The sequence below is a fragment of the Streptomyces sp. XH2 genome (genome assembly GCF_049725035.1).
GTDB lineage: Bacteria > Actinomycetota > Actinomycetes > Streptomycetales > Streptomycetaceae > Streptomyces > Streptomyces roseoverticillatus.
In genome coordinates this window covers 74,015-88,510 of the sequence record NZ_JBMMMZ010000013.1, presented here as the reverse complement: position 1 = coordinate 88,510, position 14,496 = coordinate 74,015, and the positions used below count along the sequence as shown (strand labels likewise).

The following is a 14,496-nucleotide window of genomic DNA, read 5'->3' as shown; positions in this document are numbered from 1 at the left end:
GGCCCCCCGGTGGGCACACCCCCGCTGGGGGCCGGGGCGCCCTTGACCGGCCTCCCGGGCCCGCACCTTTTCGGTGCCCGGCCGGCCGCCGGATGGAAGCCGGGTGGAAGGAAGCGCCGCCGCAGGCTAAAAGGACCCCGCCGCAACGGCACTCCGCCACCGCGACGAGGGTCCGGCGGAATGCGTGGCGCCCGCATGGGCGCGTACGGCTGGGCCCGGCCGCTAGGCCGTCACGTCCTTCGCCGTGAACCGCGCCCACGCCGCCGAGCCGAACACCGCCGCGTACAGCGCCTGCAGGCCCAGGTTGTCCAGCAGCTGGTCCCAGTAGACCGGGGCGCGCAGCAGGTCCGCGAAGCTCAGCCAGTAGTGCGGGAAGAGATACGGCTGGACCGCGTGCAGCTGCGGGAACTGGTCGACGATCTGCGCCGTGATCAGCAGCCCCACCGTGGTGGCCATCGCCGCGATCCCGCTGTTGGTGAGTGTGGACACGAACAGCCCGAGCGCCGCGATGCCCACCAGCGACAGCACCACCGCCCCCGCGACCGCCAGCGCCCGCAGCAGCCCCTCCCCGAAGGAGACCGTCACCCCGCTGATCAGGGTCACGTCGCCGAGCGGGAAGAGGAGCGCGCCGACGGCGAGCGCGGAGGCCGCGACCGTCAGGGTCGCCGCGCAGCAGAAGGCGAGCGTCGCCGTGAACTTGGCGAGCAGCAGCCGGGTGCGGCCCGCGGGGGCGACGAGGAGGTAGCGCAGGGTGCCGGAGCTCGCCTCGCCCGCCACCGAGTCGCCCGCGACCACGCCGACGGCCATCGGCAGGAAGAAGGGCAGGGTCGCGGCGAGGGAGGTGAAGACCAGGAAGAGGCCGTTGTTGGTGACCTGGCTGATGAACGCCGGCCCCGCTCCCCCGCGCCCGGCCGCGCCGCCGTCGCCCGTCTCCATCTTCACGGCGATGCCGACCAGGACGGGAACGGCCGTCAGGACGCCCAGCAGCGCGATCGTGCGCCACCGCCGGAAGACCGTCCCCACTTCGCTGCGGAAGAGCGACAGGGCCCACAGCGGGCTCGGAGCGGGCCGCGCGGCGGCCGCCGTGGTGACCTCAGCCTGCGACATCGAATCCCTCTCCGGTGAGTGCGACGAAGGCGTCCTCCAGGGAGGCGCGGGCGGTGCCGAAGGAGCGGACGCGGACCCCGGCCCGCACCAGGGCGGCGTTGAGGTCGGCGAGCTCGCGGACCACGGCGGGCAGTTCGCCGGTGACGCGGTCGTCGTCGACGGTGAGGTCGTTCAGGCCGTGCTCCTTGAGCACGCGGACGGCCTCCGCCGTGTCGGGCGTGGTGACGGTCAGCCTGCCGCGGGCGGAGGAGGCCAGCCCGGCCACCGTGCCCTGGGTCAGGAGGCGGCCCTGGGCCATCACGGCGGCGTGCGTGCACACCTGCTCGATCTCGTCGAGCAGGTGCGAGGAGAGGAAGACCGTGGTGCCCTCGGAGGCGAGGCCGCGCACCAGGGTGCGGATCTCGCGCATGCCCTGCGGGTCGAGGCCGTTGGTCGGCTCGTCGAGGACGAGCAGCTCGCGGGGCTGCAGGAGGGCCGCGGCCAGGCCCAGGCGCTGCTTCATGCCGAGGGAGTACGCACGGGCCTTCTTGCCCGCCGCGGCGACCAGCCCCACCCGGTCCAGGGCGGCGTCCACCCGGGCCCGCCGGGTGCGCGGGTCGGCCGTCGGGTCGGCCGCGTCGAACCGCAGGAGGTTGTCACGGCCGGTGAGGAAGCCGTAGAGGGCGGGCCCCTCGATCAGGGCGCCCACCCGGGGCAGCACGCGCCGCCCGGCCCGCGGCATCTCCTCGCCGAGGACGCGGGCGGTGCCGGAGGTCGGCTCGATCAGCCCCATGAGCATGCGGATCGTCGTGGTCTTGCCGGAGCCGTTGGGGCCGAGGAAGCCGAAGACGCTGCCGCGCGGCACGACGAGGTCGAGCCGGTCGACGGCGAGCTGCCCGCCCCGGTAGCGCTTGGTGAGCGCGTGGGTGGCTATCGCCGGTTCCCCGGCGGCGGACAGCTCCTCCATCGGGCCTCCCCTTGCGGTGTGCTTTCCCTTGCCGTGTGCGTCGCGGGCGCCGTGTGCTTCGCGGGCGCCGTGTGCTTCGCGGGCTACTTCGACGCGGCCTTGATCAGCGCGTCCTTGGTGACGGCGCCCACGTACACCTTGCCGTCGTCGGTGACCAGGGCGTTGACCAGGCGGGTGCTGAAGACGTGGCCCGAGCCGAAGGAGCCCGAGACCTTGCTGCCGAGGCCGTCGATCAGGGCACCGGCCGGGCCGGCGTCCTTGGCGCCCTTCGCGCCCGCGCCCATGCCGCCGGGCGCCTTGAGCTCGGCGATCGACGTCCAGCTCTTGCCCAGCACGTTCATGCCGGAGAGGTCGGGCGCGCCCGCGTCCTTGCCCGGACCGGCCTTGTGCTCCTTGCCGCCCTGGCCGTCCGCCTTGTCCTCGGTGACCTTCGCGCCCTTCGGCGGCTTGAAGTCGAAGGTGTCCGCGCCCGGCTTCCCGAAGTCGACCTTGGTGAACGCCGCGTCCACGACGGCCTTGCCACCGCCCTTCGGGCTGAGCGTGAACTTCAGCGGCACACCGGTCTTCGCGTCCACCGCGATGCGCACCGCGCCGACCGTCGTCTCGGCCGCCTTGGGCTTGAGGACCAGCTGGTAGGCGTCGCGACCGGCGACCTTGGCCGTGCCGTCGACCGTCACCGACGTGGAGTCGCCGACCGCGGCGAGCGTCTTCTTGGCGAGCTCCTGCGGCGAGGCGCCGCGCAGCTCCTGCGGGGCCTCCTTGCCGCCGTGCGCACCCTTGGGGGCCGTGGAGTGGTGGACGGTGTTGCTCTTGCTGTCGTACGCCCAGACCTGGTCGCCGTTGCGGATCATGCTGTACTCCGCGGCGCGTTCCACGATCGACAGCCGCTGCTTGTCCGGGCCGTCGGCGGCCACGCGCAGCGTGTGCGTACCGGAAGCGAGCTCGGTGAGCTTGGCCTGCGGGGAGGTGTCCGCCCCCGCGTCCTTGCCGCCGGAGCCGTGGCCCGCCTTGCCGCCGGCCGGGGCGTCGCCCAGTGAGAGCCCGGACGGCAGCGAGGGCAGGCCCAGGTCGGTGGTGACCTTGACGGTGCCGGACAGCTGCTGCGTGTCCGACTGCGCCGCCTTGGCTATCAGGTCCTGCGCGCTGATCTTGGGCAGATCCGGGTCACCGCTGCTCGCGAGCGCGGTGCCGATGCCGATCGACGCCGCGGCGACTCCGGCCACCGCGACCGGGACGGCGTAGCGGACGGCCTTGCGGCGGCCGTGCGCCCGCCGGGCGCCTTCTCCGGCGTCGGCCGCCCCGTCGGTGCCGTGGGTCGGTTCGATGCGTGCCATGTCCTCTACCTCCGTCGTCGGCGGCGGTCTCGACCTGTCGTGCACTCGCCACCCCCCACGGCTCATTGTGAGCCCGGCCGCTCGGTGGTGGAGCGGGGAATCCGGAGGAATTCCCCTGCCTCGAGACACTTCGATTCCACCAGACCCCGCCTGTCAGGTCATCAGACGACGGGATCAAGTCCGCGTACCTCTTGGGTAGGACATCCCTTACGGGGAGACCGACTTTCGGGTGGAGCGGGGACGCCTTCCGGCTGGGGTGGCCCGGCTTCCGGCGGGAGCGACACGTCTTCCGGCTGAAGCGGCCCGACTCCCGGCGGGGCCCCGGGACCTGCGGCGGAGCCACGACAAACATGCCCGCCGCCACGGCACCGAGCCCCCACGGCGAGGGCCCGGCGGACGACAGAACGGCCGGAACCCGCGCGTGCGGCAAAAGCCCGGCGCTAGCCGGCCCGGTGGACCACCGCGTCGCAGAGGTTCTCCAGCGCGGCCTTCGCGTAGCAGTCCGGCAGCGGGGCCAGCGTGGCCCGCGCCTCCTCCGCGTACCGCACGGTGTCGCGGCGGGCCTGCTCCAGCGCGGGGTGGGCGCGCAGCCGGCGCAGCACCTCGGCGTGGAGGGCGTCGTCGGTGAGGTCGCCGTCGAGCATCTCGCACAGTTCGAGGTCGGCGGCCGAGCCGGTCGCGGCGGCCTGGGCGCGCAGGTGCAGGACCGGCAGGGTGGCGATGCCCTCGCGCAGGTCGGTGCCGGGCGTCTTGCCGGACTCGTGGGAGTCGCTGGCGATGTCGAGGACGTCGTCGGCGAGCTGGAAGGCGATGCCGAGGCGCTCCCCGTAGTGGGTGAGGATGTCGACCGTGCGCTCGTCGGCGCCGGACATCATCGCGCCGTACCGGCCGGAGACGGCGACCAGCGAGCCGGTCTTGCCGGCGAGGACGTCCAGGTAGTGCTCGATGGGGTCGCGGCCGTCGCGGGGGCCGGCGGTCTCCAGGATCTGGCCGGTGACCAGCCGCTCGAAGGCCTCGGCCTGGATGCGGACGGCCTCGGGGCCGAGGTCGGCCAGGATGTGCGAGGCGCGGGCGAAGAGGAAGTCGCCGGTGAGGACCGCCACGGAGTTGCCCCAGCGGACGTTGGCGCTGTCGACGCCGCGCCGCTTCTCGGCCTCGTCCATGACGTCGTCGTGGTACAGCGTGGCCAGGTGCGTGAGCTCGACGACGACGGCGGACGGCACGACGCCGGGGGCGTAGGGGTCACCGAACTGGGCGGCGAGCATCACCAGCAGTGGCCGGAAACGCTTCCCCCCGGCGCGCACGAGGTGCTGCGCGGCCTCGGTGATGAAGGGCACGTCGCTCTTGGTGGCCTCGAGGAGGCCCTCCTCGACAGCGGCCAGTCCCGCCTGGACATCGGCTTCAAGAGCCTGGTCCCGCACGCTCAGCCCGAAAGGCCCGACGACGGTCACGAGGGGTACTCCTGTCTGCCTGCGAACACGGGGTTTGTCGATGTGTCGCTGTCTCCACCGAAAGTCAGCGTATCCGGTCGGCTCTGGATCACCGTGGCCACCCGTCCGGGTTGCGCTGCCGAGGACCCTGCGCGGGCCCCCGTCCCGGCCGGTGTGCGGGGCCTTCGGGGCCCGTTGCGCCGGCCTGGGGAGCGTGCAGGTGTACGACGCGGGTGCGACCTGACGTGTGCCCCGTGGCGGCCTTGGTCACCCCATGGGGGCCCCTGCCGGGCGGGCTCGGGGCCGTGGATTTCGGCCATCCGCGGGCGGGCGGGGCGGTTCGCACCGCGGGGCCGGCTCCGGCCGGAGCCGGCCGTCCTTCCCGCCACGGTGGCGCAACCACCGGCGGCGTGCCCGGCGGTGCCGATCCGGGGGCCGGGTGAGTCCGGCACCGCCGGTCGGGTCGGATGTGGTTGCTCGCCGCCGCGACGGAGCGTCCATGGCCGGCTGCCGGCCTTGTGCGCGGCTCGGTGCGTTGCCGCTGGGCAAGAAAAGCCCGCCGCCACGGCGAGCAACCACCCGCAAGAAACCCGGCGGTGCCGAACCGAGCCTCGGGCAGGTCCGGCACCGCCGGCCACATCCGTGAGGGCCGATCGCCATCCCGGCGGAGATTCCTTGCCCAGCGGCAAGGCACCGCCCCCCAGGGCTGCCCCGCCTCTTGCCACAGCCAAGAAAACCCCGCCGCCACGCCTCGCAACCACCCACAACGCACCCGGCGGTGCCGACCCCGGGCCCAGGCCGGTCCGGCACCGCCGGCCACATCCGTGAGGGCCGATCGCCGTCGCGGCGGAGATTCCTTGCCCCGCGGCAAGGGGCCACGGCGCCGTGCCGCCCCGCAGAGCGGGCGGCGGCCCGCCCGCTGCCCCACCCCTTCGGGTTACGGCAGTGGGCGGGCCGGGGCCGGGCCGGGGTTACGGCAGTGCCGCGACCGCCCGTGCCAGCCGCGGCGAGGCGTACTCCGTGCCGCAGACGAACCGCATGACCGGGCCGTAGCTGGCCGCGGCCGGCAGGCCCGTGAAGAACAGCCCCGGTACCGAGGCGCGGTAGCCGGGGCCGAGGCGGGGACCGCCCGCGCCGACGGCGAGCCTGGTGCGCAGGCCGTGGCCGAGGAAGTCCATGGCCGCGAGGTCGACGCGGTAGCCGGTCGCCGCGATGACGTGGTCGGCGGCGAGCTCGCCCGCGCTGGTGCCGTCCGGGCCGATGAGGTCGAGGACGGGGCGGCCCTGTTCGACCCGGGCCGAGCCGATCCGCGTGCCCTCCGAGACGTGCACCCGGCCGATGAAACGGTCCCGCAGCCACCAGGCGCCGAGGGGGCCGAGCACACGCCCCACCAGGAACCGGCGGGCCGGCGCCGGAAGATGGCGGAATCCATCGGCGTGATACGAGAACGCGTAGAGCGACCAGGCCCGGCCGAACGGCGTGTCCGGCTTCAGCCGCGGCTGCCCGTCCGGCGCCGCACCGAAACGGACCGCGCCCTTCCGGCGGGCGACCACCCGTACCGAAGCCGCCCCGGCATCGGCCAGCAGCACGGCCGTCTCCAGCGCCGACTGCCCGGCCCCGACGACCACGACCTCGCGCCCCGCGAACGGCGTCAGGTCCCGGTGCTGGGAGCTGTGCGAGACCGGGCCCGCGGCGGACGGGCCGTCCGGGACGGCCGCGGCCAGCTGGGGCGGGAGCTGGGCCAGCCCGCTGAGACCGCTGGCGATCACCACCGCGCGGGCGGCGAACTGCTCCCCGGAGTCGAGCTTCAGCTCGAAGTCCGCGGCCCGCCGGTCCACGGACACCACACGCACCTGCTCCAGCTCCGGCACCAGCCGCTCCTGAAACCACAGGCCGTAGCGCGAGAAGGTCTCGACCGGGATGGTGTCCCAGTCCGATTCGAAGCGCCGCTCGCCGGTCTCCCGGCAGAAGTCGAGCAGGGTGTGCCCGGGCTGCGGGGCGTCGATGCTGGAGGCAGAGGGGGTGGATTTGAGAATCATCCCGGCGGGCATGTTCTCGCGCCAGCTCACCATCGGCGAGCCGAAGACGCGGGTCCCTATCCCGCGGGCCCGCAGATGGGCGGCGGTCGACAGACCGTACGGGCCGGCCCCGATGACTGCTACGGGAAGTGTCACGAGTCCCCTCCCAGGGCGTTCACTGCTGGCTGCTCGTGCTCGTTCACTCGTTGCTCGTTACGCGCCGATCACCGGTCGGCAAGGGCCGCCGGATCCGCGGGCCCGGCTCACTTCGGGACGGACGCGGCGGCCCGCCTGGAGCGCCACATCTGCCACAGGTGCCGCACGCCCGGCCGCACGAACCGGGCGAGCATGGTGAAGAACGGCTTCATGTCGTCCCGCGCGACCCAGGCCAGCTCCGTGCTGCTGGCGCGCGCGGGCGCGTGCGGGGTGGTGTAGCCGCTGCGGCGGTACGCGGCGAACGCGGGCAGGTCGATGTTCTCCACGACGAACCGCCGCCCCGCCGGCTGCTCGCCCTCGGGAACCCTGCGCCCGGTCAGGTCCAGGTGCTGCGCCCGGACGACGTCCACGCCCGTCTCGCTCTCGAAGAGCCGGAACTGCGCGCCCATCCGGGGGTTGAAGTCCAGCAGCTTGTACCGCCCGTCGCGGCGGTCGAAGCGCCAGTCCAGGTCGACGATGCCGCTGAAGCCCACCTGCTTGATGAACTGGGCCGTCATATCGGCCAGTTCGGGATTGTCCACGACGTAGGCGTTGGCGGTCATGCCGGCGTGCGGCGGCCAGGAACGCACCTTCACGCCCGTGAACATCGCCAGCGGCGTGCTCTCGGCGTCGAAGTACGCGTGGACGATCCAGTCCTCCGCCTGCTCGCGGGGCAGGTACTCCTGGAGGATCACTCCGGGCGACGGGCCCCAGCCCTGCGCCAGCTGCAGCAGCTCGCGCGGGCCGTGGATCCGGGTGGTGCCGTGCACGGCGGGCTTGCGGCGGCGCTCGAACGCCTCCCGGTTCTTGGCGACGAGGGGGAAGCGGGCGCGCTCCGCGAACTCCTCGATCTCCTCGAACGAGGCCGGGAACAGGGCCTCCGGCGACGGCACGCCGTGCTCCACGCAGAGCTCGTGCAGCCCCTGCTTGCTCGCCAGCCGTCGCGGCAACTCCGGCTCCACCCGCGGGAAGAGGAAGCTGCCGCAGAGCTCCGCGGAGTGCTCGGCGATGAGCACCGCGGCCTCTTCGTCGGTGGGGATCAGCACGGCCGGCCGGCCGATCCCGCGGCCGATCCGCAGCAGGCCCTCGACCAGCTCGGCGGGCTGCTCGGTGCCCGTCGTCCGCCAGACGAAGCCGCCGCGCAGATAGCGGGAGACGGCGGCCGGCGTCCAGCGGTCCTCCGTGATCGCGTACATGGGCACGCCGAGTCTGCCGAGGCTGCGGATCGCGCCCACCCCGCCGTGGTGCAGGGGATAGTCGCCGATCTTCACGATCAGTCCTGGAACGGACCGGTCCGCCGCGATGGGCGTGCTCCTGCTCGCCACCAGCATCCCCCTCGGCCCCTCAGCCGCAGCGGCCCCCCACTGTGCTTGGCCCGATTAAGGACGCTACTTCGGAATCGCCGCTTCCAGCAAGGAATTACCGGATATTGCGCGCTCTTTAGCCGAAGGCCGGACGGTGGTTCGGACAGCGGTTCGGAGGCCGGTCCGCGTGGGCTGCGGGCAGCCGTTCGGGGCACCGCGCGAGGGCGTCCCCGGCCCCCCGCGCAGGGACCCTCCTGACACCCCTTGTCTGGCGGCCACCAGCACGTAATGTGGGCCGCGGACCCCCACCCGGGCCCACCGGCTTCCCGGAGCTTCCAGGAGAGAGCGAGGCAGCGTTCCATGCCCCAGCACAGCCCCCGCGAGCTGCCCGAAGGCGACCCCTTCGGCGCGGACACCCTCCCGTACGGCGTCTTCACCACCGCCGACGCCCCGGACCGGCCCCGCATCGGCGTCCGCTACGGCGAGTCCGTCCTGGACGCGGCGGCCGCGGCCGCCGCGCACGGCTCCGCGCACGCCGCCCTGCTGGAGGCCCCGACGCTGAACCCCCTCCTGGCCGCCGGCCGGCCCGTCTGGCGCGCCGTGCGCGCCGAGATCCGCTCCTGGCTGGCCGACGGGCCCTTCCACCCGCTCTCCGAGGTGACGCTGCACCTGCCGTTCGAGGTCGCCGACTACGTCGACTTCTACTCCAGCGAGCACCACGCCACCAACGTCGGCCGCATCTTCCGGCCGAACGACGAGCCGCTCACGCCGAACTGGAAGCACCTGCCGATCGGCTACCACGGCCGCGCCGGCACCGTCGTCGTCAGCGGCACCGACGTCGTGCGCCCCCAGGGCCAGCGCAAGGCGCCCGCCGACGCGCTCCCCTCCTTCGGCCCCTCGCGCCGCCTCGACATCGAGGCCGAGGTCGGCTTCGTGGTCGGCGCCCCCGCCGACGCGCCCGTGGGCCTCGCGGACTTCCGCGAGCACGTCTTCGGCGTCTGCCTCGTCAACGACTGGTCCGCGCGCGACCTGCAGGCGTGGGAGTACGTGCCCCTCGGCCCGTTCCTCGGCAAGTCCTTCGCCACCTCGGCCTCGGCCTGGATCACCCCGCTCGACGCCTTCGACGAGGCCCGCACGGCCCCGCCGGAGCGCACCCACCCGCTCCTGCCCTACCTCGACGACTCCGCGGCCGAGCCGGGCGGCCTCGACCTGCGCATCGAGGTGAAGATCAACGGCGAGACGGTCTCCCGGCCGCCGTTCTCCGCCATGTACTGGACCGCGGCGCAGCAGCTGGCGCACATGACGGTCAACGGCGCCACCCTGCGCACCGGCGACTTCTACGCCTCCGGCACGGTCAGCGGCCCCGAGCCGGACCAGCTGGGCTGCCTGCTCGAACTGACCGCGGGCAAGGGCCCGTGGCTGGAGGACGGAGACGAGGTCACGATCACGGCCTGGGCGCCCGGCCCCGGCGGGGCCCGGATCGGCCTCGGCGAGGTCACCGGCCGCATCCTCCCGGCCCGCGAGGCGTGACGCCGTGACCGCCGCCGCCCCGCGCCTGACGCTCCCCGAGGAACTGCTGCTGCTCTGCTTCGACCCGGTGAGCGGGCGCAAGCTGATGCGCGCCGGCCAGTCCTCGGGCTACGGCGTGGCCGGGGCGGCGCTGACCGAACTGCGGCTCGCCGGGCGGGTCGTGGAGGTGCGCGGCCGGGTGCAGGTCACGAACCCGCTGCCGCCGGACGACCCGCTGCTGGCCATGGCGATGGCGAGCCTGCAGCAGCCCGGCAAGGGCGACGGCGGGCCGCGGACGGCCCGCTGGGTGCGGAGCGCGTCGCGGCACCTCGAAGAGGCGTGGCTGGCGCGGCTCGCGGAGAGGGACGCGCTGCGCGTGGAGCCCCGCCGCTTCCTCGGCGTCATCCCGTACAAACACTGCTCCATGGGCCCGGTGGACCTGACGACGGCGGCGCGGGAACGCTTCGAGCTGGCCCGGCGCGGGGGCTTCGCCGATCCGCGGGCCCGCGCGCTCGCCGCGCTGGCGTCCGCCATCGGCATATCGGGGGCGCTCTGCCCCGGCTGGGACCGCCGGCCCGAGCGGCAGGCCATGCGCCGGCTCATGCGTGCGGACTGGGTGGCGCGGGCCGTGCACAAAAATGTGATGAGCGATAGCGCGGACGGCGGGGGCGGGGGCGGCTGAGCCACCTCGGAGTGCGGGTTCAGGGCTGCTAACTTGTCATGCCCTGAACCAGGCTTAAGGAGAGACGTGCGCAAGGCAGTACAGATCACGGGGGCGGCGCTCTGCGCCGCTGTGCTGATGACCGGTTGCAGCAGTTCGAGCGACGGCGGCAAGAAGGACGACAAGCCGGTCGGCGGCGCCACGCCGACCTCCCAGGCCCCGGCGGAGCAGCCGTCCTCGCCGGCCACGGACGCCGGCGGGCAGCGCGCGTCGGCGGCCACCCTCGCGGGCGGCTGGTCGAACAACGGCAAGCTCGCCGACCAGAGCCTCCTCATCCTGGTGTTCACCCAGAACACGGTGACGCTCAGCGGGAAGACCGCCTGCTCGGGCACGCTCGTCACCACCTCGCAGCCTGCGACGATCACGATCAAGCACTGCCAGGACAACAGCACGGACTACGCCACGGGCACCATCAAGGACTTCGACGGCAAGTCCTTCACCGTCGCCTGGGCCTCCGGCAAGCAGGACAAGATGAGCAAGACCGTCGGCTCCGACGGCAAGCCGGCCGGCGTCCCCGGCGGCATCGCGGGCGGCCTGCCCACCAAGCCGAAGAGCTGAACCCCGTACGCGTGCCGCTGCCCGGCAACCGGGGAGGGTTGCCGGGCAGCGGCACGTGGACGAGACGGGCCCGCGCGGACGGCCCCGCCGGCCGGCGTCACCGCACGAAGACCCCAGCCTGGCCCGCCAGGTCGAGGAAGTACTGCGGCGCCACGCCCAGCGCCAGCGTCACCGCCACCCCGATCGCGATCGCCGAAGACGTCAGCGGGCTCGGGACGGCGACCGTCGGCCCGTCGGCCTTCGGCTCGCTGAAGAACATCAGCACGATCACCCGGATGTAGAAGAACGCGGCGATCGCCGAGGACACGACACCGACGATGACCAGCGGCCCCGCCCCGCCCTGCGCCGCCGCCTTGAACACCGCGAACTTCCCCGCGAACCCGCTCGTCAGCGGAATGCCCGCGAAGGCCAGCAGGAACACCGAGAACGTCGCCGCCGTGAGCGGCGAACGGCGGCCCAGCCCCGCCCACTTGGACAGGTGCGTGGCCTCGCCGCCCGCGTCGCGCACCAGCGTCACGACCGAGAACGCGCCGAGCGTGACGAACGAGTACGCGCCCAGGTAGAACAGCACGGACGACACCCCGTCGGGCGACGTGGCGACGACGCCGGCGAGGATGAAGCCGGCGTGGGCGATGGAGGAGTAGGCCAGCAGCCGCTTCACGTCGGTCTGGGTGACGGCCACGATCGCGCCCACCAGCATGGTGACGATCGCGACGCCCCACATCACCGGCCGCCAGTCCCAGCGCAGCCCCGGCAGGACCACGTACAGCAGCCGCAGCAGCGCGCCGAAGCCGGCGACCTTGGTGGCGGCGGCCATGAAGCCCGTGACGGGTGTGGGGGCGCCCTGGTAGACGTCCGGCGTCCACATGTGGAAGGGCACCGCGCCGACCTTGAAGAGCAGGCCCACCAGGACGAGCGCGCCGCCGATCAGCAGCAGGGCGTCGTTGCCGGTGGTCGCGGCGAGGGCCGGGTCGAGCATCCGGACGGAGCCGTTCACGACGTCGGCGATGCCGGAGTAGGTGACCGTGCCGGCGTAGCCGTAGAGCAGGGCGACGCCGAAGAGCAGGAAGGCCGAGGAGAAGGCGCCGAGCAGGAAGTACTTGACGGCCGACTCCTGGGACAGGAGCCGCTTGCGGCGGGCCAGCGCGCACAGCACGTACAGCGGGAGGGAGAAGACCTCCAGGGCGACGAAGAGCGTCAGCAGGTCGTCCGCGGCGGGGAAGACGAGCATGCCGCCCACCGCGAAGAGCATGAGCGGGAACACCTCGGTGGTGGTGAAGCCCGCCTTGACCGCGTCCTGCTCCGCCCGGCCGCCGGGCACGGCGGCACCCTGGGCGGCGAAGGAGTCGACGGGCCGGCCGTGCGCCGCCGGGTCCAGGCGCCGCTCGGCGAAGGTGAACACCGCGACGAGGGAGACGAGGAGAATGGTGCCCTGCAGGAACAGCGCGGGGCCGTCCACGGCGACGGCGCCCATCGCAGCGGCGTGCGCCTTGCCCGTGCCGTAGCCGCCGGCCGCGAGGGCGACGACGGCGGCGAAGGCCGCGGCCAGCGCGACGCACGTCAGCAGCAGCTGGGCGGGGTGGCGGGTGCGCCGCGGGAGGAACGCCTCCACGAGGATGCCGAGGACCGCGGCGCCGAGCACGATCAGCGTCGGGGACAGCTGGGCGTACTCGATGTGCGGTGCCGGGATCTTCTGCGGCGCGTCCGCCGACATCGTCCACAGGCTGTGGACGGATGCTGCGTGGCTCACTTCGCGGCCTCCACATCGTTCACATCGGGCTTGGGGTCGGCCTGGTGCACCTGCGACATCGTGTGCCTGACCGCCGGGTCGAGGATCTCCGTCAGCGGCTTCGGGTAGACGCCGAGGAAGAGCAGGACGGCGATCAGCGGGGCCACGACGGCCAGCTCGCGCGCCCTGAGGTCGGGCATGCCCCGCACCTCCGCCTTCACCGGCCCGGTCATGGTGCGCTGGTAGAGCACCAGGATGTACAGCGCGGCGAGCACGATCCCGAGCGTGGCGATCCCGCCGGCGACCGGATAGCGGCTGAACGTGCCGACGAGGACGAGGAACTCGGAGACGAACGGCGCGAGGCCGGGCAGCGACAGCGTCGCGAGGCCGCCGACCAGGAAGGTGCCGGCGAGGACCGGGGCGACCTTCTGCACGCCGCCGTAGTCCGCGATGAGCCGCGAGCCCCGGCGGGAGATCAGGAAGCCGGCGACGAGCATCAGCGCGGCCGTGGAGACGCCGTGGTTGACCATGTAGAGCGTCGCGCCGCTCTGGCCCTGGCTGGTCATCGCGAAGATGCCGAGCACGATGAAGCCGAAGTGCGAGATCGAGGCGTACGCGACCAGCCGCTTGATGTCCCGCTGCCCGACCGCGAGCAGCGCCCCGTACAGGATGCTGATCAGGGACAGCACCACGATGACGGGGGTGGCCCACTTCGAGGCCTCCGGGAAGAGCTGGAGGCAGAAGCGGAGCATCGCGAACGTGCCGACCTTGTCGACCACGGCGGTGATCAGCACGGCGACGGGGGCGGTGGCCTCGCCCATGGCGTTGGGCAGCCAGGTGTGCAGCGGCCACAGCGGGGCCTTCACGGCGAAGGCGAAGAAGAAGCCGAGGAACAGGGCGCGTTCGGTGGTGGTCGCGATGTCGAGCTTGCCGGCCGCGCGGGCCTGGACGATCTCCTGGAGGGAGAAGGTGCCCGCGCCGAGCTGGTCGGCGGTGACCGCGTACAGCCCGATGACGGCGGCCAGCATGATCAGCCCGCCGACGAGGTTGTAGAGGAGGAACTTCACGGCGGCGTACGAGCGCTGGGCCGCCGCGCCCGCGTCACCCTGCCCGGCCGCGCCGTCCCCGAAGCCGCCGATGAGGAAGTACATCGGGATCAGCATGGCTTCAAAGAAGATGTAGAAGAGGAAGACGTCGGTGGCCTCGAAGGAGATCACCACCATCGCCTCGACCATGAGGATCAGCGCGAAGAAGCCCTGGACGGGGCGCCAGCGCGAGGAGCCGTCCGCGGCGGAGCCGCTGTCGGACGCGGCCCGGGGGTCGGCGTCGTGCCAGCCGGCCAGCATGATGAAGGGGATCAGCAGGGCGGCCAGGCCGATGAGGACCACCGCGATGCCGTCCACGCCCAGCTCGTAGCGGACCCCGAAGTCCGCGATCCAGGCGTGCGACTCGGTGAGCTGGAAGGGCCCCTTGGTGCCGGGGTCGAAGCGCACGAGCTGCACGGCCGCCAGGGCGAGCGTGGCGAGCGAGAAGGCGAGCGCGAGCCACTTGGCGGCGGTGCGCCGCCCGGCCGGCACGGCCGCGGTGGCGACCGCACCGACCGCGGGGACCGCGGCCGTGAGCGTCAGCAGGGGAAAGGCCATGA

Annotated in this window: 11 protein-coding genes; 3 read left to right on the top strand and 8 right to left on the bottom strand. The window is 73.3% G+C overall.

Annotated elements, in window-relative coordinates; translation table 11 throughout:
• Positions 1–222: 222 nt before the first annotated feature.
• From ACOTKD_RS25885 to ACOTKD_RS25860, 6 genes are all read right to left on the bottom strand, one after another.
• The gene (locus ACOTKD_RS25885; protein ID WP_424891416.1) at positions 223–1,107 is read right to left on the bottom strand and encodes an ABC transporter permease; all 885 of its coding nucleotides are present in this window, start codon (positions 1,105–1,107) and stop codon (positions 223–225) included.
• The gene (locus ACOTKD_RS25880; protein ID WP_424891415.1) at positions 1,094–2,053 is read right to left on the bottom strand and encodes an ABC transporter ATP-binding protein; all 960 of its coding nucleotides are present in this window, start codon (positions 2,051–2,053) and stop codon (positions 1,094–1,096) included. Before ACOTKD_RS25880 ends, ACOTKD_RS25885 begins: the two co-directional genes overlap by 14 nt.
• An 83-nt stretch (positions 2,054–2,136) precedes the next feature.
• Complete coding sequence (locus ACOTKD_RS25875; RefSeq protein WP_424891414.1) at positions 2,137–3,387, bottom strand: LolA family protein; 1,251 nt, start codon at positions 3,385–3,387, stop codon at positions 2,137–2,139.
• 440 nt (positions 3,388–3,827) lie between these two features.
• The gene (locus tag ACOTKD_RS25870) at positions 3,828–4,838 is read right to left on the bottom strand and encodes a polyprenyl synthetase family protein (protein WP_424891413.1); all 1,011 of its coding nucleotides are present in this window, start codon (positions 4,836–4,838) and stop codon (positions 3,828–3,830) included.
• A 950-nt stretch (positions 4,839–5,788) separates the two neighbouring features.
• Positions 5,789–6,991, bottom strand: a complete 1,203-nt coding sequence (locus ACOTKD_RS25865) for an FAD-dependent oxidoreductase (RefSeq protein WP_424891412.1) — start codon at positions 6,989–6,991, stop codon at positions 5,789–5,791.
• 107 nt (positions 6,992–7,098) lie between these two features.
• A complete protein-coding gene (locus tag ACOTKD_RS25860) occupies positions 7,099–8,361 on the bottom strand; it encodes an ATP-grasp domain-containing protein (protein WP_424891411.1) in 1,263 nt (420 codons plus the stop codon).
• A gap of 333 nt (positions 8,362–8,694) precedes the next feature.
• On the opposite strand from ACOTKD_RS25860, the gene fahA reads away from it, so the two are divergent.
• The 3 genes from fahA (at position 8,695) to ACOTKD_RS25845 (ending at position 11,122) form a co-directional block, all read left to right on the top strand.
• Positions 8,695–9,864, top strand: coding sequence for a fumarylacetoacetase (gene fahA, locus ACOTKD_RS25855; protein WP_424891410.1), 1,170 nt, complete (start codon positions 8,695–8,697; stop codon positions 9,862–9,864).
• Positions 9,865–9,868: 4 nt separating this feature from the next.
• On the top strand, positions 9,869–10,525 hold the full coding sequence (locus tag ACOTKD_RS25850) for a GOLPH3/VPS74 family protein (RefSeq protein WP_424891409.1): 657 nt from the start codon (positions 9,869–9,871) through the stop codon (positions 10,523–10,525).
• A 66-nt stretch (positions 10,526–10,591) separates the two neighbouring features.
• Positions 10,592–11,122, top strand: a complete 531-nt coding sequence (locus tag ACOTKD_RS25845) for a hypothetical protein (RefSeq protein ID WP_424891408.1) — start codon at positions 10,592–10,594, stop codon at positions 11,120–11,122.
• Between the two features lie 97 nt (positions 11,123–11,219).
• On the opposite strand, the gene nuoN is transcribed toward ACOTKD_RS25845, so the two are convergent.
• On the bottom strand, positions 11,220–12,872 hold the full coding sequence (gene nuoN, locus ACOTKD_RS25840; protein WP_424891407.1) for an NADH-quinone oxidoreductase subunit NuoN: 1,653 nt from the start codon (positions 12,870–12,872) through the stop codon (positions 11,220–11,222).
• The gene (locus tag ACOTKD_RS25835; RefSeq protein ID WP_424891406.1) at positions 12,869–14,494 is read right to left on the bottom strand and encodes an NADH-quinone oxidoreductase subunit M; all 1,626 of its coding nucleotides are present in this window, start codon (positions 14,492–14,494) and stop codon (positions 12,869–12,871) included. Before ACOTKD_RS25835 ends, nuoN begins: the two co-directional genes overlap by 4 nt.
• Between the last annotated feature and the right edge of the window lie 2 nt (positions 14,495–14,496).

Bases quoted from the DNA above. Each gene is read 5' to 3' on its own strand.
- ACOTKD_RS25835 (WP_424891406.1), bottom strand. From the start codon at position 14,494: ATGGCCTTTCCCCTGCTGACGCTCACGGCCGCGGTCCCCGCGGTCGGT.
- ACOTKD_RS25885 (WP_424891416.1), bottom strand. From the start codon at position 1,107: ATGTCGCAGGCTGAGGTCACCACGGCGGCCGCCGCGCGGCCCGCTCCG.
- ACOTKD_RS25860 (WP_424891411.1), bottom strand. From the start codon at position 8,361: ATGCTGGTGGCGAGCAGGAGCACGCCCATCGCGGCGGACCGGTCCGTT.
- ACOTKD_RS25875 (WP_424891414.1), bottom strand. From the start codon at position 3,387: ATGGCACGCATCGAACCGACCCACGGCACCGACGGGGCGGCCGACGCC.
- fahA (WP_424891410.1), top strand. From the start codon at position 8,695: ATGCCCCAGCACAGCCCCCGCGAGCTGCCCGAAGGCGACCCCTTCGGC.
- ACOTKD_RS25880 (WP_424891415.1), bottom strand. From the start codon at position 2,053: ATGGAGGAGCTGTCCGCCGCCGGGGAACCGGCGATAGCCACCCACGCG.